The sequence below is a fragment of the Clostridiales bacterium genome (genome assembly GCA_015243575.1).
GTDB lineage: Bacteria > Bacillota > Clostridia > Peptostreptococcales > Anaerovoracaceae > Anoxybacterium > Anoxybacterium hadale.
The window spans coordinates 2658761-2679413 of record CP042469.1 but is presented as its reverse complement, the minus strand read 5'-3'; the positions used below and the strand labels follow the sequence as shown (position 1 = coordinate 2679413).

Here is a 20653-nt window from a genome sequence, read left to right as displayed (position 1 = left end):
AACGGTTCACTCGTAATCATCTGGAGGGCTTAACATGCAATCAAATGTTGCAATTCAAATGGAGAATATCTCCAAGACCTTTGGGGTTATCAAAGCCAACGAAGATGTGAACTTAACTGTATATAGCGGAGAGGTCCACGCCCTTCTGGGAGAAAACGGGGCCGGAAAAAGCACTTTGATGAATATGCTGTCGGGGATTTATAGCCCCGACAGCGGTTCTATTTTTATACAGGGACAGGAAGTTCGTTTTTCTTCACCAAAGGATTCCATTAAGCTGGGGATCGGTATGATCCATCAGCATTTTAAATTGGTCGATGTTCTGACCGCTAAGGAAAATATCGTTCTGGGACAGAGCGGCAGTTTCTTTATGAAAGGCAGGGAACTGACCAAGAAGGTAAAGGCAATATCCGATCAGTACGGTCTGGATATCAACCCGGATAAAAAGGTTTACGATATGTCTGTGGGAGAAAAGCAGACATTGGAGATTATTAAGGTTTTATATCGAGGCGCGAAAATACTAATCATGGACGAGCCTACTGCCGTTCTTACGCCGCAGGAAATCAAGAAGCTCTTCCGGATTATTCGAAATATGAAAGAACAGGGCTGCGCAGTGATCATCATCACTCACAAGCTCAATGAAGTTATGGAGATTAGTGACAGGATTACTGTTCTCCGAAAAGGGTGCTCCATACAAACTGTGGAGACCGCAGGCGTAGCCGTGCCAAACCTCATTGAAATGATGGTTGGGAAAAAGGTGGATCTTGCCATCGAAAAGAAGAAACTAGAAGAAAAAAAGACGCTGCTTGATGTTGATGGCGTACAGGTGATAGACAGTGAGAAGAAGCATGCCCTTGAGGACGTGTCTTTTACTTTGTTCGGGGGAGAAATTCTCGGTGTTGCTGGTGTTGCAGGCAGCGGACAAAAGGAACTGTGCGAAACCATTGCCGGTCTGATCCACGCTGAAAAAGGCAGGATCTTCTTCGACGGAGAGAATATCGTGGGAAAGACACCGCGAGATATCATAAGGCTTGGCATCCGTATGGGCTTTATTCCGGAAGACCGTCTGGGCATGGGACTTGTAGGCTCGATGGATATTGTTCATAACATTATACTAAAAGATTATCAAAATCAGCCGGGTGTATTTCTCAAACGTGCTGATTGTGTAGATAAGGCTAACAAAATAGTAAAAAAGCTGGATATTCAAACCCCGGGAATTCATTCTCCTGTTAAAAAACTTTCGGGAGGAAACATTCAGAAGGTTCTTTTGGGAAGAGAAATAGACTCGGATCCCAAGGTTCTCATTACCGCATATCCGGTAAGGGGACTTGATATTGGTGCGTCCTACAAAATCTACGACCTGCTGAATGAGCAGAAGGAAAAGGGAGTTGGCGTACTCTTCATCGGGGAAGATCTTGATGTATTGATCGATCTTTGCGATCGCATTATGGTTCTGTGTAATGGGCGAATTACCGGCATCGTCGATCCGTCTGTCGTATCGAAAGAAGAAATCGGATTGCTGATGACCGGCGGCACCATGGAGAAGGAGGCGACCGCATGATTAAGATAACGAAACGGGCAGAGCTGCCCAAACGTCAGGAATATGTGATCAGAGCCATCGCTATCCTATTTTCTCTCATCTGTGCGGGATTGGTTATCGCAATTCTTGGATTTAATCCGCTGGCTGTATTTCAGCAGATCGTTTTGGGTGCATTAGGTACCGAACTCAGGATTCAGCAGACCATCGTAAAGGCGATTCCACTGATCATTACATCCCTCGGTATTCTGGTTGCGTTCAAGATGAAATTCTGGAATATCGGAGGAGAAGGCCAGATCATCATGGGAGCCTTTGGTGCGACGCTGGTTGCACTGAATATACCAGAAACTCTGGCAACGCCACTGGCTTTGACAGCGATGGCCGCCGCCGCTATCGTATGCGGCGGAATCTGGGCATTTATCCCGGCAATATTCAAGGCAAAATTCGGAACCAATGAAACAATCTTTACCTTAATGATGAACTATATTGGAATTAAATGGGTCACCTTCCTGCAGTATGGTCCATGGAAGGATCCTGCATCTCAGGGTTTTCCCAAAATCGCTAATTTTACACCCAATGCGGTACTTCCGTCCTTATTTGGCGTGCATATTGGCTGGATCTTTGCGCTTGTGTTGGTTGCACTGGTTTATATCTTCATCAACCATACCAAGAAAGGCTTTGAGATCACCGTTGTAGGAGAGAGTATCGAGACAGCAAGATATGCAGGGATGAACATCAATTCTGTTATCATCACTTCCATGCTGATCTCCGGAGGGCTCTGCGGACTTACCGGTATGATCCAGGCTTCCGCGATTGAAAGAACCTTGACGGCAACCCTATCAGGAGGCTATGGCTTCACTGCCATCATCACCACCTGGCTGGGACGACTGTCGGCACCGATTATTATGGTTGTTTGTATTTCTTTTGCGATTCTCCTTCAGGGAGGGGCTTATCTGCAGATTGCCATGGCAGTTCCTGCGGCGGTAGCAGACATGATCCAGGGCATCATCCTGTTCTTTGTTTTAGGAAGTGAATTTTTCCTCACATATAAGCTGAGTTTTTCGGGAATTCAGAGTAGAAAGAAAGAGGTGGCGTAAATGACAGCATTTTTAGCCGCCGCAATCATTGCTGGTACACCGCTATTATTCGCAACCCTTGGTGAACTGATTACCGAGAAAGCCGGAAACCTGAATCTGGGTGTCGAAGGAATGATGCTGATGGGTGCAGTAATGGGCTTTGCAGTTGGGCTTTGGACAGGAAATCCCTTCCTTGCACTTTTGGGAGCCATCGGAGCAGGTGCTTTGGGTGCAGCTGTCTATGCTGTGCTGACGGTAACCTTGCGGGCGAATCAGGTTGTTACAGGACTGACCCTTACGATTTTCGGAAGCGGTTATGCGAGCTTTGTAGGGAAGAGCTTCATGGGAGTTCCTGCACCGGCTTCGGTGAAGGCGATTTTTTCAACTATGGAGATTCCGCTTCTCAGCAGCATCCCTGTGATCGGACCGACGTTCTTTAAGCAGGACATCTTCATTTATTTCGGATACCTTATCACCATCTGCGCGTCTTTATATCTTTGGAAGACGAGAAAAGGCCTCAACCTGAAAGCCGTTGGTGAAAATGCGGCTGCCGCCGATGCATCCGGAATCAATGTAAATCTTTATAAATATGTTCACATCATCTTGGGAGGCGCGCTTTGCGGCCTGGGGGGTGCGTACATGTCGCTTGTAACCATTCCTGTCTGGCAGGAAAATGTCGTTGCAGGAAGAGGCTGGATTGCAGTAGCTTTGGTTATCTTTGCCTCCTGGAAACCATCGAAGGCGCTGATCGGAGCATTTTTGTTCGGTGGACTGAATATCCTTGGTTTCAGGCTTCAGAGTATGGGCATTCACGTTTCACAGTATCTGGTGGATATGATCCCGTACCTGGCGACGATTATCATCGTAATTATCAGTACCAGAAAAAGCAGAAAGGAAGATATGGGGCCTGGAGATTTGAGTGTTCCGTACTTCCGAGAAGACCGATAAGAAAATGCCCGCGGAGGTTCATCGCCGCGGGCTTGTTTTTCTTTTATAGGCAGGGACTTCCTTCTATTATTTGTTTGAAGAGGATTCAGGCCGTGCGCGTTTGCGGTTTGTTAAAGAATGCTAAGGCCGTGCGCGTTTGCGGTCGTTATTATAGAAGGCTAAGGACGTGCACATTCTGCGGTATTGCCTTTTAGAATATCGAGACCATGCTCAATGGAGGGAAGAATATATTCCAAAATCTCCTTGATTGATTTCGGACTTCCCGGCATATTCGCGATCAGTGTATTCCCTCGGATTCCGGCTTCTGCTCTGGAGAGCATTGCTCTGGGAGTGATTTGGAAGGAAATGCTTCGCATTGCTTCCGGAACACCCGGCGTACGTCGCTGGATCACTTCCAAAGTTGCTTCAGGAGTGACATCCCGCTTGGAAAAGCCTGTACCTCCTGTGGTCAGGATTAGATCGAGTTGGTCTTCGTCTGCCATCTGACGCATCATATTGGAAAGCATATCCTTTTCATCCGGCAGCATAACGTATTTCTGAACCTGAAACCCTTTGAAGTGAGACAGAACCTCTTCGATAGCAGGACCGCTCAGATCTTTTCTTGTTCCTGCATAGCCTTTATCGCTAGCAGTTATGATTCCGACTTTGTAGATCATAATAAGACCCTCCGTAACTATATCTAATAAAAATTATCACTTGAATTTATATAAATATTCTATATGATAGTAGTATAAAGCACAAGTATAAGCAAAAAGATAAGCACAAGAATTAATGTCTTGTTGATGATAATAAGGATGGTAGCAATGCGTATTTTATATAAAATCTTAGCTGTTTTCGTTGCAGTTTGCGTGGCGGCGGTCACCATACTGGGCGCTTGCAATATTGTGTTCCGAATGCCGGATATTTATATCTATGAGTTTAATAGTCAGGAAATATCATCTCAGATAGACCTGGGCATGGGTGATGATGAATTGGGCACTTTCTTCTCGGATTTTATGAAAGGATCCATTGAAGAATTCGATCTCTTTATCGAATACAGAGATCGGGATCAGAATGTCTTTGGAACTGTGGAACAAATCAATATGGAGCATGCGCGTAAGCTGTTAAATGATAGTCTCTACGCTTTTGGAGGCTTTGCTTTTATTATGATTGCTCTTTACTGGATTTTTCTCCATAAGAAGTGGAAATATGAACTGCGTGGAGCATTCAAACTGGGTATTGTCTTCTTTGTAGCAGCGCAGGCTGCTCTTCACATCACTTTTAATATAGAATCCATTCGATTATTTTATTACCAATTAATCTTTCCGATATCTTATGGGGCTGACGATGTATTGCCCCTGATGTTTACGGAGCGCTTTGCCAGGCTCAGCGTATTTGCTAATTCTGCAGTAGCATTCGTTTTACTGCTCATTCTTGCTTCCGCGACTTGGAAATTGACAAAACCGCGGAGAATGTTTTATTCATAAAATCTTGGAAAAGTTGATTCAATCTTGCCAGACTCTTTCAAAAAGAGGGAGGCTCCAATTGATAACGCATAGGAGGGGAAACAATGGTATATGTACATTTGGCAGATGGCTTCGAAGAAATTGAAGCCTTGGCTGTAGTGGATATTTTGCGGAGGGCTGAAATTCCGGTCAAAATGGTCTCGATATCAAAGGAGCATTCTGTTAGAGGCGCTCATGATATCTATGTAGCAGCAGACCTTCTATTTGAAGAAGCCGACTACGATCTCTGCGAAATGATCATTCTTCCGGGGGGAATGCCAGGTACGAAAAATCTGGCTGCCCATGAGGGCCTTGCATCAAACCTTAAGAACTTTGCAGAAAAAGGGAAGTGGCTGGCTGCGATTTGTGCTGCCCCCAGCGTTTTAGGAGGTTTGTCTCTGCTTGAGGGAAAACGGGCTACCAGCTTTCCGGGTTTTGAGGAGCAGCTGCTTGGCGCAGATTATACAGAAGATAGAGTTGTGCGCGACGGAAATTTTCTGACCTCAAGAGGACCTGGGACCGCTATTGAGTTTGGGCTTGCAATTGTTGCGCTGCTGAAAAATGAAGAGACTGCTCAGAGACTCAGAAAGGCCATGATTGTATGATTGACCTTCATCTGCACACATACTATTCTGATGGTACCATGTCGCCGGAAGCACTTGTGCTGCTTGCAAAAGAGAATGGAGTACGTACCATTGCAATTACGGATCATGACGGTATGGGAGGTCTTAAAGAAGGGATCGACGCAGGGAAACGTCACGGCATCCATGTAATTCATGGTGTAGAGTTATCCACGGAAGATGACGAAAAGATCTATATGCACATCCTGGGATATGGTTTTGACCTGAACAATGCAGAAATGAACGAGGAAATTGAGTGCATAAGGCAAAAGCGTGTAGAACGGAATGAGAAACTGCTATCTGCATTGAATGAAATCGGCTGCAACTTGACCATGGAGGATCTGCAGCTTCGCAGCGGGCAGGATTATATCGGCAAGCCTACCTTTGCTTTGGCGCTGCTGCGTAAGGGATATATCTCATCTTATGGAGATGCGTATGCAGAGGGACAATTCATGCGGTCTGAAACTGTAAGGCGCGTTCATCGGGAAAAAATATCAGCAGAAAAAGCAATCAAGCTGATCCGAGGGGCAGGAGGTGTCCCGGTGCTGGCTCATCCGATGAAGATTGCCCGTTTGGTAAAGAATGAAAATGAAACCTTCTGGGACGGGCTGGACAAGCAGCTTGCAAAATTAAAGGGCTTGGGGTTGCTGGGGATGGAGTGCTATTACAGCAGCCATACTCCGGAGGAAACGAAACAGCTGGTAAGTCTTGCGGAAAAGTACGAGCTGATCACTACTGCAGGTTCGGATTTTCACGGAACCGAATACGAGAGCGGCATTCGAATCGGTGGATTTTACACCGACGCGAAATTTGACGAAAATAAGATGGCCTCAGAAATTCAGAATGGTATTTATTGAAAAATAATGCTATAATGGTTCCATTGACTGATCTTCGGTAGTTGGAGAGAACGCCGGGAGAATAAAGGCGATATTTTTCTTTGGAGGGTATTTGTATATGTTAATGGCTTGGTTGAATGACAGGGTTACGGTAAGGAGCCTTAAAATATGAGATTTGTACCGACATACTGCTTGCGGGAAGGCATGATTCTTGGTGATAACCTGTACAATAACTATGGAGACCTTATGCTGACGAGCGGCACAGTTCTGAGCCATGAGTACGTAAAGGCGATCGAGCGTCTTCAATACAACGGTGTTTATATTGAAGATGACATTTCCAAGGATATTCAGATTATTAACATAATCAATGACAGCGTTAGAGCCCAAACGGTAAAAGGGATAAAGGATATCTTTATCCACTGTGAGAAGGGCAGCCCTGAGGCCAAAACAGACATTAAGTCTGCGAAGCTGCAAATTGAAAATATAGTAGATCAAATCTTTGCCAATAAGCACCTTATGGTAAATATGATCGATATGAAAGTTTTTGACGACTATACCTACTATCATTCGGTCAATGTCGCTGTATTGAGCATTGTTCTTGGGGTAGCTTTGGAATTGGAGCGCGATCAGCTGTGTAATCTAGGATTTGCTGCACTGCTCCATGATATTGGGAAGGTGTTTGTCAATAAAGATATCCTCAATAAACCAGGAAAGCTTAGTCCCGCTGAGTTTGAGGAAATTAAGACGCACTCTCTGCTTGGCTGCAATCATATCAAGAAGGGCTACGGTGTCTCCAATTCTTCCTATATGGGAATTTTGGATCATCATGAAAAGTATGAAGGCGGCGGATACCCAAACAATCTGAAGGGCGATAAAATTTCCTGGTACGGCAGAATTATTGCTGTTGCCGATGTTTACGATGCACTCACTTCCGATCGACCTTATCGAAAAGCGATGCTTCCTTCCGATGCAATGGAATATATCATGGCATCCACCATGAGCCTATTTGACCCAAAGGTTGTGGAGGTATTTGTCAAGAAAATTGCACCATACCCCATTGGCACCTGCGTCAGACTCAGCAATGGACTTACAGGAATCGTAGTCGAAAACTATGAGGAGCTCTGCATGCGGCCGAGAGTCAGGATCTTTATGGATCACGGAGAGGATGTCGAACCTTACGAGATGGATTTGGCGGATTATCAATCCTTAAATATAACAGTTTTTGAAATTGTATAATTACAATACTAGAGATTAAATGTTTCATTTTGCATTTCTATGTATTCAGAAGTGTTATGATTAATTTAAAGACAGCATAAGGACAAGTGAAATGAATAAGCATATCGACTTTTACAAAACTCTGCAGGTGCATCATGATGCCGGTCAAGATATTATTGATGCGGCTTATCGTTGCTTGTCCAAAATGTACCATCCGGATATCAACAAGAGTCCGATTGCATCAGAGCGGATGAAGGACATCAATGTTGCTTACGGTGTGGTAGGAGACAGCAGGAAGCGCAAAGAGTATCACGCTGAGTGGATGCGGTACCACGGGGCAAAACCTTTTGCTTCAACGGTCATAAATAAGGAAAAACAACAGGAAAAGAGTCAACCAGACCCAGTATGGGAGGCAAAAAAGGAAGAAGCCTCCGCAGCAAGGGTCTTAGATGATTTTTTTTGCGATACGGTAAATGAGCGGTGGGAAAATGCCTATCAAAAATTGACCAGAATTGATATTGAAAACATTCCCCAAGAGGACTTTCTGGAATGGAAAAAAGCAGTTTCGCAGGTCTATAAACTAGGGAATTACAAGATTACATATTTTCGCAAGTATAACAATTGCGATTATGCAGGAGTGATTTACCCCACAATCTATCAGTTTTCTGTGGGCTTAACAGAGATGCAGATCGCAACAGGCCAGATTTGCGATGAAAACACCCAAAAGTATGTGGCCTTTGACGGCAGCAGCTGGCGGGTTTGCTTAGGCTATACGGACCTTAAGCCGACGATACTGAAATTCAAATATCTTGCGCAGGCATTGCCGAAGGTGGATCGGGAAGAAGTCTTCATGAAGGCCATCACGAAAATCGATCTTTTGACAGGAATCTACAGCCTCAGCGGTTTTGTAGAACAAGCGGAACGGGAAATGCTGCGAAGTCAGCGCTACGGCAACCCTCTTTCTCTGGCTGTCGTTAGAATTGAACCAGTCTCAGAGCTTGAGGATCACCCGGATGAAAATCAGCTTGATGCCTGTATTTCCTACGTATCTGAGATCCTTTGCGGCAATACACGAAAAACAGATCTCATCGGTCGGTGCAATGAATCTTCGTTTTCCATTCTTTTTACAGAAACAAAACTAGAGGAAGCGGAAGCTGCACTGGAAAAGCTGCTGCTTTTGTGTGAGACCGAGGATTACCTTGACTATCGGCTTTATTTCGCCTGTATCAGCGTTTACAGAGGAAGTATGGAGGAGATGATCCAATTGGCATTGGAATCTGCTGTGCTTAGAACACCTGCCCCGGAGACTGAGTTCAATGAGGAGGAAATGCTTCAAGCAAAGCTTGGAAAATATAAGTTGTCCGATATCCTGGGTTTCAACCGAAAAGGAAAAAACCACTTCTAATATTCAAATAAAAACCTCCGGACATTTCGATGCCTGGAGGTTTTCTTTATCTTGCTATAATGAGAAACAAATTCCACTATGATTTTAGCTTATATCCCATGTTGCTTTCTATAATCCATAATTCATGAGCCTGCCGCTGGTCGGCTGGGTAGAGGTACCATACTGGATGGTTTTTTGCTCCTGAATATTGGCTTTCAGTGAGGACATGATATCTTCTTGCTCTTTGCGCATTGCTTTTATGGTATCCTGATCAAAGTCGAGGATCAACTTGATTGACTGATCCAGATCACGTCTTTTTTCCTGGGAAAGAGAACGTTTTGCTTCTTCTGTTGTCTCGAGCTCTAATTTCTTGATTTGATCGAGAATACCTTCTCGTTCCAACAATATGCTTTCGAGATTTTCCCACTGCTCAAGGCCGCTTGCAATATCTTCGCTGAGTCGAAGACACTGATTCAGAAGCGCTTTTTTCTTTTGGTAATATTCCTGTGTCAAATCCATCCCGGCAACTCCCTTACATTTATTCTGCCATCTTTGCAGTAACCTTTAAAATCAGCAAATCTTATCTTTGGACTCTTGCCAATTTCTCAGCCTGTCTGAAGGTATCCTTAAGATCATCTACCAGTGACAGAATTTCTTTCATTAGAGACACGTCTTTGTTGGTATTCGCTTCGGCCAGCTTTTGATGAAGAAAGAGATACATATCTCCTAGCTGAGAGGATATCTCATATTTTTTGTCTAACGAAAAATTTAGCGTCTGGATTATTTTCTGCGCTTTTACAATGCTGCTGAAGGATTTTGGTGCATTACCATTATTGGCAAAAAATATGCCTATGCTGATCTGTTTTGATGCTTCCTCGAAGAGTTTTACTACGATTTCTCCCTTCGTAAGCGTTTCTAAGGATTGTGATTTATACTGCTGATATAAATTTGCCTGCTGCATGATTTACACCTCATTCTTTTCTATTCTATTCTGGCCGTTAAGAATTACTGCTGAACTGCGATAGGATGGAACTTTGCGTGTTCAATCCGTTGATTGCTGTTTCCATAGCTGTAAACCGTTTCCAGAGCCTGGTTTCTTCATTTGTGAGCCGGGACTGTAATGTTGTAATTGTCTTGTTGGTTCGTTTAATTTGTTCGTAGATGGAATTCTCTGTTTGGGAAATTGTATTTTCCACACCGGCAGCTTCAACGAGAGTACCTCTGGAACCCTTTACACCACTTGTTTTCGTTGCGTTGGTTATGATGTTGTTAAGCGAAGTGCCGATTCCGCCGATTTCAGTAAAGAGATTCCTGATTTCGCTGCCCTTGGTTTCCAAAGCAGCCTCAAGCTTTTCTTCATTTATTTCGAGCTTTCCGTTTTCTGTATATCCGGCAGAAGTGATCCCCATACTGTAAAGAGAAAAATCGTTCACAGAAATGCCAAGCATGGATGAATGCAGCTTGGAAGAAATATCTCGAAGTAAGCTGTCTCCCTTTAAAATACCAGATTTCGCCTTGGTCTCCCAGTTTTTGATTTCTGTCTCTGACAATTCGCTCTTCTCCTCGTCAGACAGAGGCTGATAATCGGAGTTTGCCTTTTCTGTTATGAGGCCATTGACGAGGCTAATCATAGCATTGTAATCCTCTACAAAGGATTTGATCGTATCCTTTAATGAGGTAGCGTCATTTGTCATAGTAAGGGTAACGGCTTCGTCAGTCGTTTTATTTAATGTAAGCTTCACACCGTCCAATTCAAATGAATTGGAGCTTCTGCTGATTGTTTGCCCGTTTACTTTTAAAATTGCGTTGACTCCGGCAGTGGATACGGCCCCGGAGTCTTCACTCAGACCGAGAACTTTCATCAGATTGCTGCCATCTTTATCACTTATCGTAATATTGTCACCGCTTCCGCTTTCCTTTGCGGTCATCGTGAACCGATCGTTCAATGATGAATAGGATATAGTCACTCCGGCTTTGCTGGAATTGATCTTTTCAATCACAGCAGATAAAGTGGCTGTATTATCAAATTCAAATTCTTCACCGTTGATTTCAAATCGATAATATCCGTCGCTTGATGCGGTCATCGGTGTTTTTAGATTTTGGTTGGAAAGATAATTTCCGAGGACGATCTTATTGGACTGACCGCTCGTAAAGCCGAGTTTTGTCAGTGTATCATTGTCGTTTACGGAGCTGAGGGTTAATCGAGATCCCTCTGCTGAAAAAGTGAGCTTGTCACTATTTACAGAAACAGAAATAACACTGTTAGAACCGTCAGATCCAAAGGCTGTGTTAATCAGACTCTGAAACTTTGATTCAAAGAGCTGAGCCTTATCCGCATCTGTCAGAGTACCGTTTTGAACAGCATTGACAAAGTCACTGTCAAAGGTGATTGTTCTTACCCTGCCATCAAGTGTCAAACTAATGGAATCACCGGCTTCAAGACCATCAATAAAGCTTCTAACGGAACCGGAAGACGTAAGCTCCTTTGTTGCAGTCGCGCCCTCCGCCATGGTAATGGTTTGATTTGTCGCAAGCTGTGTGATGGAGTCGATTTTTATGTTGCCAGTAATAGCTGCAGATGTTGAAGTCACTGAAACTGCGTCTGAGGAAGAAGCAGCCTTGATTGTATTGAAAAAAGCTGTACTGCGGAAATTGCTTTTGGAAAGCACATCCAGATATTTGGTCTGAAATTCCTTTAGAGCAGTGGTGACGGAACGGTAGGCCGTTTGCTTCCACTCCAGCTTTTGGACATTTTGCTTTTGCTTCAATATTTTCTGTCTACTGGTTGCTGTCATTTTTTCCACTAAAGAGTCAATATCCATGCCTGAGACCAAGCCGCCCATTCCGGTTTTTGCGCTGAGATTTGATATTGAATTTGAACTTGTACTAGATACTGCCATTGTTTGCACCCCCTTGATATTTAATATATCGTCTTCTAAGCCGAAAACTTAAGGCTTAGACGTTAATTTTAAGATTTTCATCCCCTGATAGTAGCATTAAACCTTCTGGTAGATCGAGGGCTTAATATACTTGAATTTATGATCACAGGAGGAAAGTGATTCGCTGTGTCCGATCATAAAATAGCCCCCCGGTTCCAAAGCATCATAAAATTTATTGATAATAGCATTTTTTGTCGGCATGTCAAAATAAATCATCACATTCCGGCAAAAGATGCACTGAAACTGTTTCTTGAAGCTGAATTCATTCAAAAGATTGAAATTTCGGTAAGCAACGCTCTTTCTTAGCCCTTCCGAAACGGCGAATTTATCTTCTTCGTATGCTTTAAAGTACTTCTTGATCCAACTGTGGGGAACTTCTCCAAGCTCCTCCCGGGTGTAGATGCCGCTTTTGGCTATGTTCAACACTTTGTTGGATATATCAGAAGCAAGAATCGTATGATCCCAGCTTGCGGCGTTTGCGCCTAGGTATTCCAAGGTAATCATTGCAAGCGTATAGGGTTCCTGACCGGAAGAACAGCCTGCGCTCCATACTCTTAAATCCTTGGATTTTAGAGTTTTTTCAATCCAAGGGAGCACAATGTTGCTATAGAATTCAAAATGCTCATTTTCTCTGAAGAAATAGGTGTGATTGGTGGTCAGCTTATTGATTAACATTGTCATCTCATCATTCACCCGGTCATTCTTCGCATATTCAAAATAGTCTTTGTAATTTGTGAAGCCCAGACCAGCAATATAATTACTAAGCCGGCCTTCGATCAGCGGTCTTTTTTGAGTAAGATTGACACCGTAGTTGGTTTTGATATAGGAGGTGATGGCATTGAACTCATCATCGTTTATGTATATCATAGAGCGGTCTCCTCGTCGTTCGTCTCTTTGTCAATAATGTTTTTATTTACTAATACTGATTTAATATCCCCTGGACATCCAAAATTAAGCTGATGCTTCCATCACCCAGTATGGTGCAGCCTGCGATTCCAACTCCCTTTGCAGCGTATCTGCTGAGATAAACTGGGAGAGGCTTAACAACAACCTGATGCTTGCCCAAAAGCTCATCTGCAAGGATGCAGGCCAATCGATCCCCAGAATCCACAAGCAGCAGAATTCCATCTGTGAGGTTTGTCTGAGCATCTTGGAGATGGAAGATTTTATGCAGCCGTATAATCGGGTAGCATACCCCGCGGATCATAATCATTTCGTTTCCGTCAGGATCAGTAAGCAGCTGCTTCTGAGTGGCCTTGAAGGATTCGCGGATGTTGTTGATCGGTATTGCATAGACATTGCTGCCCACCTTGATTTCCATACTTGCAATAATCGCCAGGGTGAGGGGGATTTTGAAGAAGATATTGGTTCCGTTTCCTTTAACGCTTTCAATGGTAACGGTGCCTCCGATCTTCTCGATATTCTTTTTGACCACGTCCATGCCCACGCCTCGACCGGAAAACTCGGTAACGGCTTCTTTCGTAGAAAAACCGGGCATTGTCAGAAGGTTAAAGATTTCCTTTTCTGTATAATCACTTTCCGGCTTCGTCAGAAGATTTTTTGCCTTTGCTTTTTCCAGTATCATCTCTGCATCGAGGCCTTTTCCATCATCGCTTACGGAGATAATGATATCACCGCCGATATTCTGTGCAGATAGAATGATTCGGCCTACAGGATCTTTCTTTGCGGCAGCTCTGCTATCCTTATCTTCAATAGCGTGATCCATAGCATTTCTAACAAGATGCATCAAAGGATCGGCGATGCCGTCAATGATGGTCTTATCTACCTCGGTGGCTTCTCCCATGAGAACGAGATCCACATCCTTATCAAGCTTCTTGCCCATATCTCTGACGATTCGGCGCATTTTCTGGAATGTAGATGCAATCGGTACCATTCGGATGGACATAACGATGTCCTGTAATTCGTCTGTCAGCTTTCGGAGCTGCCTTGCAGCTCGATTGAAGTTATCAAGCTCAAGCCCGGCAAGGTCAGAGCTCCCAGAAACCATGGACTCGGTAATTACGATTTCTCCCACAAGATCCATAAGTGTATCAAGTTTATTTAAATCAACGTTGATTAGATTCTGCTTTCCTGCTTTTCCTTTGCCGTTATCGCCTGATGGATCGGTACCACTGGGGGCGGATTTCACAGCCTCTGGGTCGGATCCACTGCTTGCAACAGGCGTAGCCTCGACGGCGGCAGAGGAGGTGGAAACGCTCTTGGCTTCGACCTTAGCAGCGGCATTGGGTAAGGCACTGATAAATTCAACGGTATAAACAGATAATGTCCCCTTGGTCATAGCAGTGATTTGCTCTTGGGGGAGGCTTGTCTCAATGCTGCAATAGAAGCCATTCTGCGATATGATGCTGGAGGCATCTTTGTTCGTGTTCAGTTCTTCAGGAATGGTAGCAATCACCTTTCCTATGGTTTCGAGCTTATTAACAAGCATAAATGCCCGAATATTTTCCATCTGGCAGTCAGCTGTGAAATTAACATGAAGATGATAGACCTTGCTGTTACTGCTTGCGACAGATGGACTTGACGTTTCTGCTGCTGCTTGTATTGATCCGGAAGCCGTAACATTACCTTCAGATTGTACTGAAGCTGCTTGCGGCGCTGTTGAATCCTTCGAGGATGATGGAACGGATGCATCCGCTGTCTTTGCTTTTGAGGCTTTTGCTTTCGGTGCAGGTACGATCTCGTCTTTTACAGCGGGACCGTTGCCGTTCATTCTGTCGATTAGGTCCAGAATCTCTGAGATCAACCCTTCATTATCAGAAGAGGGCTTCATTCCGTTTTGAATCGTTTCCACTTCTTCCTTTAGAAAATCCGACACTCTAAGTACGAGATCAAACAATTCCTGAAAGTAAGCATCATCCAATCCGTTATCTCGAATAATATAAAACAAGTCCTCCAATTTATGGGACACAAGAGATATGGTATCGAATTCCATCATCGCAGAGGAACCTTTGATCGTATGCATGATGCGGAAAATTTCATTTACATTTTCAGTGGATAAATTGGCCGCCTTCTCAGACTGAAGCAATATTTCGTCCAGTTGATCCAAGAGGGTGGTTGATTCAAATAAATACATTTCTAACATAGAATCATTTGCAAAATCATAGTCACTCATCGTTAACTCCACCTTTACTTTATTTCTGAAAACACTGATAACAAGCGGGAAATATCCAGCTTTTGGCTTTGTAGGCGTTCTTCTTTCACTAAGTCCTCCAGCGTTTTCTTAAAAATTGCAACTTTACCAGTCTACACTATCATATATATTTATCGGCAAATAAACGCTAAAGATTAGATCTAAATCACAGATTCATAAAATTGTTGTCGTTTTATTGATTTTCATGGCGATTCGAGATATAATCAATTATCTTATTAGCGTTAGATTCGTCGGGGAGGATATAAAATGGAATCCATCAATGATATTGCACGTAATAATATCAAGCGTTATAGAAAACTGAGGAAAATGACTCAAAAGGAACTGGCTGAAGCACTGGATGTAACGCATAGCTCTGTATCTGCTTGGGAGATTGGAAAAAATTCTATCGACATGAGCAGACTGAATCAAATCTGTCAGGTACTTAACGTAGGACTTGCGGAAATTCTGGCTGACGGCGGCGACGCACAGCAGCTTCAGAAGGATGAAGAAAACAGAAAAATTCTGGAGACCATTAATCAGCGTCCGGAAGTAAAACGGCTGATGCTGACAACTTTCGATTCCAGAAATGATGATATCGTTGTTGCGATCAAGCTTTTGGAAGCATTGAAGAAAAGATAATGGTCTTCGGCGAAACATATAAGGAGATTTTAATGTGGTTGATGTTCTAAAGATCACTTCACCGATTTCCATAAAGAGCAAAGTACAGAATATACCCAGCAAGCTTCCTACTGATGCTTCCTTTGATATCACAAACCCTGGTCAGGTAATCAAAGAGCAGCCTAAGGTTAAAAATCAGGAGGAGGATAGAGGAAGCAAACAATCGCTGGCAAAAAATCTCAATAAGGAAATTTTTGAGCCGCTGCTTCATAGCACGAGAACTCAGGCCGATGGCGTGAGGAAACTCGTACTTATGGCACGGCTTTTTGAGAATTCTGCGGGAAACCTCTCGGATGCTTTTCTAGACAGAGTTTTTGTTCGGCCTCAGGAGATGCTGGCAGAACTGCTGACGAGGGAAAAAGGAGCAACTATATTTGCCGGCGAGTTTTTTGACAGTCTGCGTATGCTTGCCAAGCTGGAAGGACAGCCTCGGATCAGGGATGCCATCGTGGCAATTTTAAAACACTTTGACGGCTATGTGAATCAAGAAAATTCATTAAAAGCAGTTGTTCTTCTGGGACAGGACCTTTTGAAGAAGCTATCAAAGTCTGAGATGCAGGCAATCCTTGAGAAATTTGAAGCACTGGAAACTATGGTAGGTCTTAGTAATCTCAGAAAGAGCAGTGCTCTGTCAGCGATTAGGACGCCGCAAAACAATCCTTTGACCAATATGGATCCACTGGCTCGGCTCGACGAGCTTTTGCTTGAGCTTGAAGGCAATCAATCATCACAGAAGGCCGGAGGGAAGAGCGGTAAAGGGAATTTTGATTTGAACAGCTTGATCAGCCTGGATCAGGAGAGCCAAACGGAAATTAAAACTTACCTGAAAAACGAAATCATTCCGGAACTGGGCAAAATAGCGAAGCGTCACCAGGGAAGTGAACGAATCCACAGCCAGGTGATGGCAATTGTGCATAGCATTGTGCGTTATGATAAAGCAGATCCCAGCTTACTAGAGGATGCGATATTCCAATTGGGAGACGAACTGAAACCATTAACAAAGCTCAGCGACGAAGACATCATCGAAATGAGACGTCTGGTATTTGAGCATGCGGTTAAAGAATTGGAGTTGGGAGACAAAGGGAAGACAGAGCTCTCCATAAATCGCCTTGGCATGGAGCAGGAGGATAGCGATATGGCTTCCCTTCTGAGTAAAGCCCTTGATCCAGCAGGCCCTTCAAAAGTCAGCAATATTGCACAGAACCTTCTTTTTAATATGCTGCAAAATGAGAGCCCCATGATGGCACTGATCCACTTTACAATCCCGTTCCGCTATATGGACGAGAACACCTACGGAGAATTTTTTGTGGATAAGGAATGCAAGGATCGTAGGGGAGAGGCCAAGGATGCAAAAAATATCTTTTTTACCATCCAGTCTGATAAATACGGGAATTTTGAAGTTGATCTCCTGGTCAAAGACAAGAAGATTGACCTTGATATCAGGTGTCCGGATGACCTTCTCAGTACCATCAAAGAAACCAAAGGCAGATGGAGAGACATCATAGAAGAACAGGGATATCGGCTGATCAGCTATCAGGTGGGAGCTTATCAGGAGAGCCAGCCTATATTACTTCGATTTCCAAAGCTGGCAGGAAGAAAGGTGGGTCTTGATGTCAAAGTCTAAAGAGCAGCATCAAAAGGATACCGCTGGTGCAAGCAGAAGTTTGAGTGCGGCTGAAGGTGGAAACGGCGCAAGGCGGCAAAGTCTGGCATCCCTCAGCGCAGCGGCATTAAAATACGACAAGGCAAAAAACGGAGCGCCATGCGTGGTCGCTGCCGGATCTGGGCATATCGCACAGAAAATACTCCAGGTAGCCATGGAAAACGGCGTGGCAATCTACCATGACGACAGTGCGGCAACCATGCTTGCTAAGCTTGAACTGGGGCAGGAGATTCCTCCTGAGCTGTATCAAATTGTTGTAAACATTTATATATCACTGCTGGATTTGGCAGAACTGAAAAATAAGTAACCGGCTCTTTGCAGAGCCGGTTTTCTATTTCTTGTATATTTTGATCCAGAAGAGTGCTATTCGTACAGCTAAGCATTTCGGATTGATTCTAATTCTACAAAGCAAAAGACCGCCATTGCTGGCGGCCGTTTGCCGATGTGTAGATCTTATGCCTTCTGTTATATTTATTGTAATAACTGAAGTACGCTTTGTGGTTGCTGGTTGGCCTGTGCCAGCATTGCCTGTGCAGCCTGGGAGAGGATGTTGTTCTTTGTGAATTCCATCATTTCCTTGGCCATGTCCACGTCTCTGATACGGGATTCAGCTGCGGTCAGGTTTTCTGCAGTAGTACCTAAGTTGTTAATTGTATGTTCAAGACGGTTCTGATAAGCACCCATCTTGGATCTTTCAGCGGATACAGTAGTGATCGCTTCATCAAGAACCTTGATTGCGTTGGATGCATTCTTTGTTGTGGATACGTCAAGCGCATATTCTACGTTAACGTCATCAGTTCCGTTGGTTACGTCGAGAACCTTCGTGTATACAGCTCCATTGCTTGCAGCGCCGCCAGCTTCTTTTCCTGTGATGCCCAGTGCATCAGATCTCATATCACTGAACTCAATCGCGAAGGACTGACCCTGATTTGCACCAACCTGGAAGGTTGTCTTGTAGTTCTTCTGGATGCCGCCGTCCTTGATTTCAAGCTTATTTCCATCTACTCCAGCTTGGGAAGCAGTAACAGTAATCGTTCCGGTTGCTCCTGCTGTTAAGGTTACACCTTTGAGCTTATCGCCCACTTGAGCAACAATCGTATCTACAAGCTCTGATGCATCAGCAGTTTTGCTGATGTCAACACCGATCGCATTGCCAGTGTACACACCGTCTTCAGCATTATAGAACTCGATTTGCTGATCATTGATGGTAACACCTTTTCCAACTAATGTTGAAATCTTAGTGGCATCATCTAAACTAGTAAGATCAATAGTGCCGGTAGCTGCGGTAGCTGCGTCAGTTTTGCCTGCATTAGCGGCCCCCGTAGCAGCTATAGTAGTCGAATTAATTGCTGCTACGGCTCCAATATTGCCTGAAGCACCTTGGAATGTGCCACCTTCTACAGCAGTGACTATGATGTTTTCATCAGTGCCGGAAACTTTATACTGACCTTTTAGGACCTCGTTTCCGTCGATGAGAGCCTGTAATGCATCCCTCATACCAGCAGCTTGCTTGTCTGCGTCATCAAGATTACTTAAGTTTATTGTTGCAGCTGTACCGGCAGTAGTCACTGCAAAATCGGCAGCATTAGTACCGCTAGTAGCTGTTGTTATTGATAATTCAATACCTTGTAAATTAAATTTAATTCCTTCGCCTGCTACAGTGGCAGCAGTGTCAATACTAGTAGTTTGTGTTGCCTGAGTATACTTTGTAGCCTCACCACCTGTAAGTTTTCCGTCAGTTACAAGAGTTGTCTTATCTAGCTTTGCTTTTCCATCGCCCTTCAGCAGGCTCTGAGTATTGAATTCGGTTGTGTTACCGATTCTGTTGATTTCGGATGAAAGCTGGTTGACTTCCTTCTGGATTTCAGCTCTGTCAGCGTCTGTGTTTGTTCCGTTGGATGCCTGTGTAGCCAGTTCCTTCATTCTCTGAAGAATGGAGTGCGTTTCGCTCAGGGCACCTTCAGCAGTCTGGATCAGGGAGATACCATCCTGTGAGTTTCTTGTAGCCTGATCAAGACCTCTGATCTGGCCTCTCATTTTTTCGGAGATCGCAAGACCTGCAGCATCATCGCCCGCTCTGTTGATTCTCAGACCGGATGACAGTTTTTCCAGTGACTTTGAAGTCGAGCTAGTGTTGGATGAAAGCTGTCTGTATGTATTCAGAGCAGCGATATTGTGATTAATTCTCATTTTGTTTCCTCCTTGAAACTTATTTTGCCGAGATCCTTCCCGGCTAGTACTTATTGTTTTTTGATCCGCCCCCGTACGCTGAGAAGACCAATTTTTACAAAGCTTTTTCGCTTCAGTATATATATCGGCAATTGCCGGATATACTTTAGATATTTATTTCGATTTGTTTTCGACAAAATAAGAAATAATTCTACAAATTCTGTCGAAAAAAGAGATCGCGCCGCTTCCGGCGCTTCTTATCCTTTTTTTCTATTCTTTAATAATGCTGCAATCCCTTGATATCCGGTTTGCTCAATACTTTCACTGGAGGCCTTGTTGGCTTCGATGGTCTCAATCAATTCCTCGCGGACGATCTTGACCTCTCTGGGAGCATCAATGCCGATGGTGACCTTGTCACTGCCCAGGGAGATGATTGTAACCTTGATTTCATCGGAAATCACAAGTGATTCACCGGGCTTTCTGCTGATTACTAACATCAGGCACCTGCCTTTCCATCTTTTTGAAAGGGTAGGTATTTCACGGTATACTCTGGATTTTGAAGAATTACCTGCCTTGCCTTTCGGGTCTTCGGATTTAATACGACAGGACTTTTGATATTGATGGAAAGATTTTCGATGGTTGATGGAACATTGGCGATTGCTAAGAAGATCAACTCATCAATGCTGCTCACCTGACAGCGCGAAAGGTCCTCTGGTGAAAGGACAGGACGATAATCGGGATGAAGATCCCAAGGCTCAAATACAAGAAAGCATGGGATTTCATGATCCAGAGACTGCAAATAGAGAAATGAAATGTCATCAATAGACTTTTCAAAAACAGCAAATCGTTTACTATCCTCAAAGCCGTATAACCCGTCTTGGAAATCGAATACGGCATCATCCTCGACTGGAATGATACCGAAATCTCTTGTATGAATATTCATCGTCATAGTCTGC

Annotated in this window: 18 protein-coding genes and 1 pseudogene; 10 read left to right on the top strand and 9 right to left on the bottom strand. The window is 44.0% G+C overall.

Going from position 1 to position 20653, the window contains the following annotated elements:
• Positions 1-34: 34 nt before the first annotated feature.
• Both FRZ06_11885 and FRZ06_11880 read left to right on the top strand, forming a co-directional pair.
• Positions 35-1558, top strand: a complete 1524-nt coding sequence (locus tag FRZ06_11885) for an ABC transporter ATP-binding protein (GenBank protein ID QOX63983.1) — start codon at positions 35-37, stop codon at positions 1556-1558.
• Positions 1555-3558 (top strand): annotated as a pseudogene (locus FRZ06_11880) (hypothetical protein). Before FRZ06_11885 ends, FRZ06_11880 begins: the two are co-directional and overlap by 4 nt.
• A gap of 158 nt (positions 3559-3716) precedes the next feature.
• On the opposite strand, the gene FRZ06_11875 reads toward FRZ06_11880, so the two are convergent.
• On the bottom strand, positions 3717-4211 hold the full coding sequence (locus FRZ06_11875) for a MogA/MoaB family molybdenum cofactor biosynthesis protein (protein QOX65917.1): 495 nt from the start codon (positions 4209-4211) through the stop codon (positions 3717-3719).
• A 150-nt stretch (positions 4212-4361) separates the two neighbouring features.
• Here FRZ06_11875 and FRZ06_11870 point away from each other — a divergent pair, with 150 nt between their 5' ends.
• The 5 genes from FRZ06_11870 (at position 4362) to FRZ06_11850 (ending at position 9118) form a co-directional block, all read left to right on the top strand.
• Positions 4362-5024 (top strand): hypothetical protein, encoded by a 663-nt coding sequence (locus tag FRZ06_11870; protein ID QOX63982.1) that lies wholly within the window; start codon positions 4362-4364, stop codon positions 5022-5024.
• A gap of 83 nt (positions 5025-5107) precedes the next feature.
• On the top strand, positions 5108-5647 hold the full coding sequence (locus FRZ06_11865) for a DJ-1/PfpI family protein (protein ID QOX63981.1): 540 nt from the start codon (positions 5108-5110) through the stop codon (positions 5645-5647).
• Positions 5644-6519 carry a PHP domain-containing protein gene (locus tag FRZ06_11860; protein QOX63980.1) on the top strand — a complete coding sequence of 292 codons (876 nt, stop codon included), beginning with the start codon at positions 5644-5646 and terminating at the stop codon, positions 6517-6519. Before FRZ06_11865 ends, FRZ06_11860 begins: the two co-directional genes overlap by 4 nt.
• Before the next feature lie 147 nt (positions 6520-6666).
• Positions 6667-7734 (top strand): HD-GYP domain-containing protein, encoded by a 1068-nt coding sequence (locus tag FRZ06_11855; GenBank protein ID QOX63979.1) that lies wholly within the window; start codon positions 6667-6669, stop codon positions 7732-7734.
• A 91-nt stretch (positions 7735-7825) separates the two neighbouring features.
• Entirely contained in the window at positions 7826-9118 is a 1293-nt protein-coding gene (locus FRZ06_11850) for a diguanylate cyclase (GenBank protein QOX63978.1), read from the top strand.
• A 108-nt stretch (positions 9119-9226) separates the two neighbouring features.
• On the opposite strand, the gene FRZ06_11845 is transcribed toward FRZ06_11850, so the two are convergent.
• The 5 genes from FRZ06_11845 to FRZ06_11825 all read right to left on the bottom strand — a co-directional run bounded on the left by FRZ06_11845 (position 9227) and on the right by FRZ06_11825 (position 15169).
• Entirely contained in the window at positions 9227-9616 is a 390-nt protein-coding gene (locus tag FRZ06_11845) for a hypothetical protein (protein ID QOX63977.1), read from the bottom strand.
• A gap of 61 nt (positions 9617-9677) precedes the next feature.
• Positions 9678-10058, bottom strand: a complete 381-nt coding sequence (gene fliS / locus FRZ06_11840; protein ID QOX63976.1) for a flagellar export chaperone FliS — start codon at positions 10056-10058, stop codon at positions 9678-9680.
• Positions 10059-10095: 37 nt separating this feature from the next.
• A complete protein-coding gene (locus tag FRZ06_11835) occupies positions 10096-11997 on the bottom strand; it encodes a hypothetical protein (protein ID QOX63975.1) in 1902 nt (633 codons plus the stop codon).
• Between the two features lie 96 nt (positions 11998-12093).
• Positions 12094-12903 carry a protein-glutamate O-methyltransferase CheR gene (locus FRZ06_11830; protein QOX63974.1) on the bottom strand — a complete coding sequence of 270 codons (810 nt, stop codon included), beginning with the start codon at positions 12901-12903 and terminating at the stop codon, positions 12094-12096.
• A 49-nt stretch (positions 12904-12952) separates the two neighbouring features.
• Positions 12953-15169 (bottom strand): chemotaxis protein CheA, encoded by a 2217-nt coding sequence (locus tag FRZ06_11825; protein ID QOX63973.1) that lies wholly within the window; start codon positions 15167-15169, stop codon positions 12953-12955.
• Positions 15170-15454: 285 nt separating this feature from the next.
• Here FRZ06_11825 and FRZ06_11820 point away from each other — a divergent pair, with 285 nt between their 5' ends.
• Genes FRZ06_11820 through FRZ06_11810 form a run of 3 tightly spaced genes read left to right on the top strand, consistent with a single transcriptional unit; the run spans position 15455 to position 17835 of the window.
• Entirely contained in the window at positions 15455-15826 is a 372-nt protein-coding gene (locus FRZ06_11820; GenBank protein ID QOX63972.1) for a helix-turn-helix transcriptional regulator, read from the top strand.
• Positions 15827-15860: 34 nt separating this feature from the next.
• Positions 15861-17489 carry a hypothetical protein gene (locus tag FRZ06_11815; protein QOX63971.1) on the top strand — a complete coding sequence of 543 codons (1629 nt, stop codon included), beginning with the start codon at positions 15861-15863 and terminating at the stop codon, positions 17487-17489.
• Positions 17476-17835, top strand: a complete 360-nt coding sequence (locus FRZ06_11810) for a type III secretion protein (protein ID QOX63970.1) — start codon at positions 17476-17478, stop codon at positions 17833-17835. Before FRZ06_11815 ends, FRZ06_11810 begins: the two co-directional genes overlap by 14 nt.
• A 164-nt stretch (positions 17836-17999) precedes the next feature.
• Here the strand turns inward: FRZ06_11810 and FRZ06_11805 are convergent, their stop codons facing one another.
• The 3 genes from FRZ06_11805 to FRZ06_11795 all read right to left on the bottom strand — a co-directional run bounded on the left by FRZ06_11805 (position 18000) and on the right by FRZ06_11795 (position 20646).
• A complete protein-coding gene (locus FRZ06_11805; protein QOX63969.1) occupies positions 18000-19718 on the bottom strand; it encodes a flagellin protein in 1719 nt (572 codons plus the stop codon).
• A gap of 236 nt (positions 19719-19954) precedes the next feature.
• The gene (locus FRZ06_11800) at positions 19955-20194 is read right to left on the bottom strand and encodes a carbon storage regulator (protein QOX63968.1); all 240 of its coding nucleotides are present in this window, start codon (positions 20192-20194) and stop codon (positions 19955-19957) included.
• A complete protein-coding gene (locus FRZ06_11795; GenBank protein QOX63967.1) occupies positions 20194-20646 on the bottom strand; it encodes a hypothetical protein in 453 nt (150 codons plus the stop codon). The genes FRZ06_11800 and FRZ06_11795 overlap by 1 nt, the downstream gene beginning before the upstream one ends.
• Between the last annotated feature and the right edge of the window lie 7 nt (positions 20647-20653).

Coding starts and splice junctions, on each gene's coding strand:
- FRZ06_11865 (QOX63981.1), top strand. CDS start 5,108: ATGGTATATGTACATTTGGCAGATGGCTTCGAAGAAATTGAAGCCTTG.
- FRZ06_11850 (QOX63978.1), top strand. CDS start 7,826: ATGAATAAGCATATCGACTTTTACAAAACTCTGCAGGTGCATCATGAT.
- FRZ06_11835 (QOX63975.1), bottom strand. CDS start 11,997: ATGGCAGTATCTAGTACAAGTTCAAATTCAATATCAAATCTCAGCGCA.
- FRZ06_11810 (QOX63970.1), top strand. CDS start 17,476: ATGTCAAAGTCTAAAGAGCAGCATCAAAAGGATACCGCTGGTGCAAGC.
- FRZ06_11855 (QOX63979.1), top strand. CDS start 6,667: ATGAGATTTGTACCGACATACTGCTTGCGGGAAGGCATGATTCTTGGT.
- FRZ06_11800 (QOX63968.1), bottom strand. CDS start 20,194: ATGTTAGTAATCAGCAGAAAGCCCGGTGAATCACTTGTGATTTCCGAT.
- FRZ06_11830 (QOX63974.1), bottom strand. CDS start 12,903: ATGATATACATAAACGATGATGAGTTCAATGCCATCACCTCCTATATC.
- FRZ06_11795 (QOX63967.1), bottom strand. CDS start 20,646: ATGACGATGAATATTCATACAAGAGATTTCGGTATCATTCCAGTCGAG.
- FRZ06_11825 (QOX63973.1), bottom strand. CDS start 15,169: ATGAGTGACTATGATTTTGCAAATGATTCTATGTTAGAAATGTATTTA.
- FRZ06_11870 (QOX63982.1), top strand. CDS start 4,362: ATGCGTATTTTATATAAAATCTTAGCTGTTTTCGTTGCAGTTTGCGTG.
- FRZ06_11845 (QOX63977.1), bottom strand. CDS start 9,616: ATGGATTTGACACAGGAATATTACCAAAAGAAAAAAGCGCTTCTGAAT.
- fliS (QOX63976.1), bottom strand. CDS start 10,058: ATGCAGCAGGCAAATTTATATCAGCAGTATAAATCACAATCCTTAGAA.
- FRZ06_11805 (QOX63969.1), bottom strand. CDS start 19,718: ATGAGAATTAATCACAATATCGCTGCTCTGAATACATACAGACAGCTT.
- FRZ06_11860 (QOX63980.1), top strand. CDS start 5,644: ATGATTGACCTTCATCTGCACACATACTATTCTGATGGTACCATGTCG.
- FRZ06_11820 (QOX63972.1), top strand. CDS start 15,455: ATGGAATCCATCAATGATATTGCACGTAATAATATCAAGCGTTATAGA.
- FRZ06_11885 (QOX63983.1), top strand. CDS start 35: ATGCAATCAAATGTTGCAATTCAAATGGAGAATATCTCCAAGACCTTT.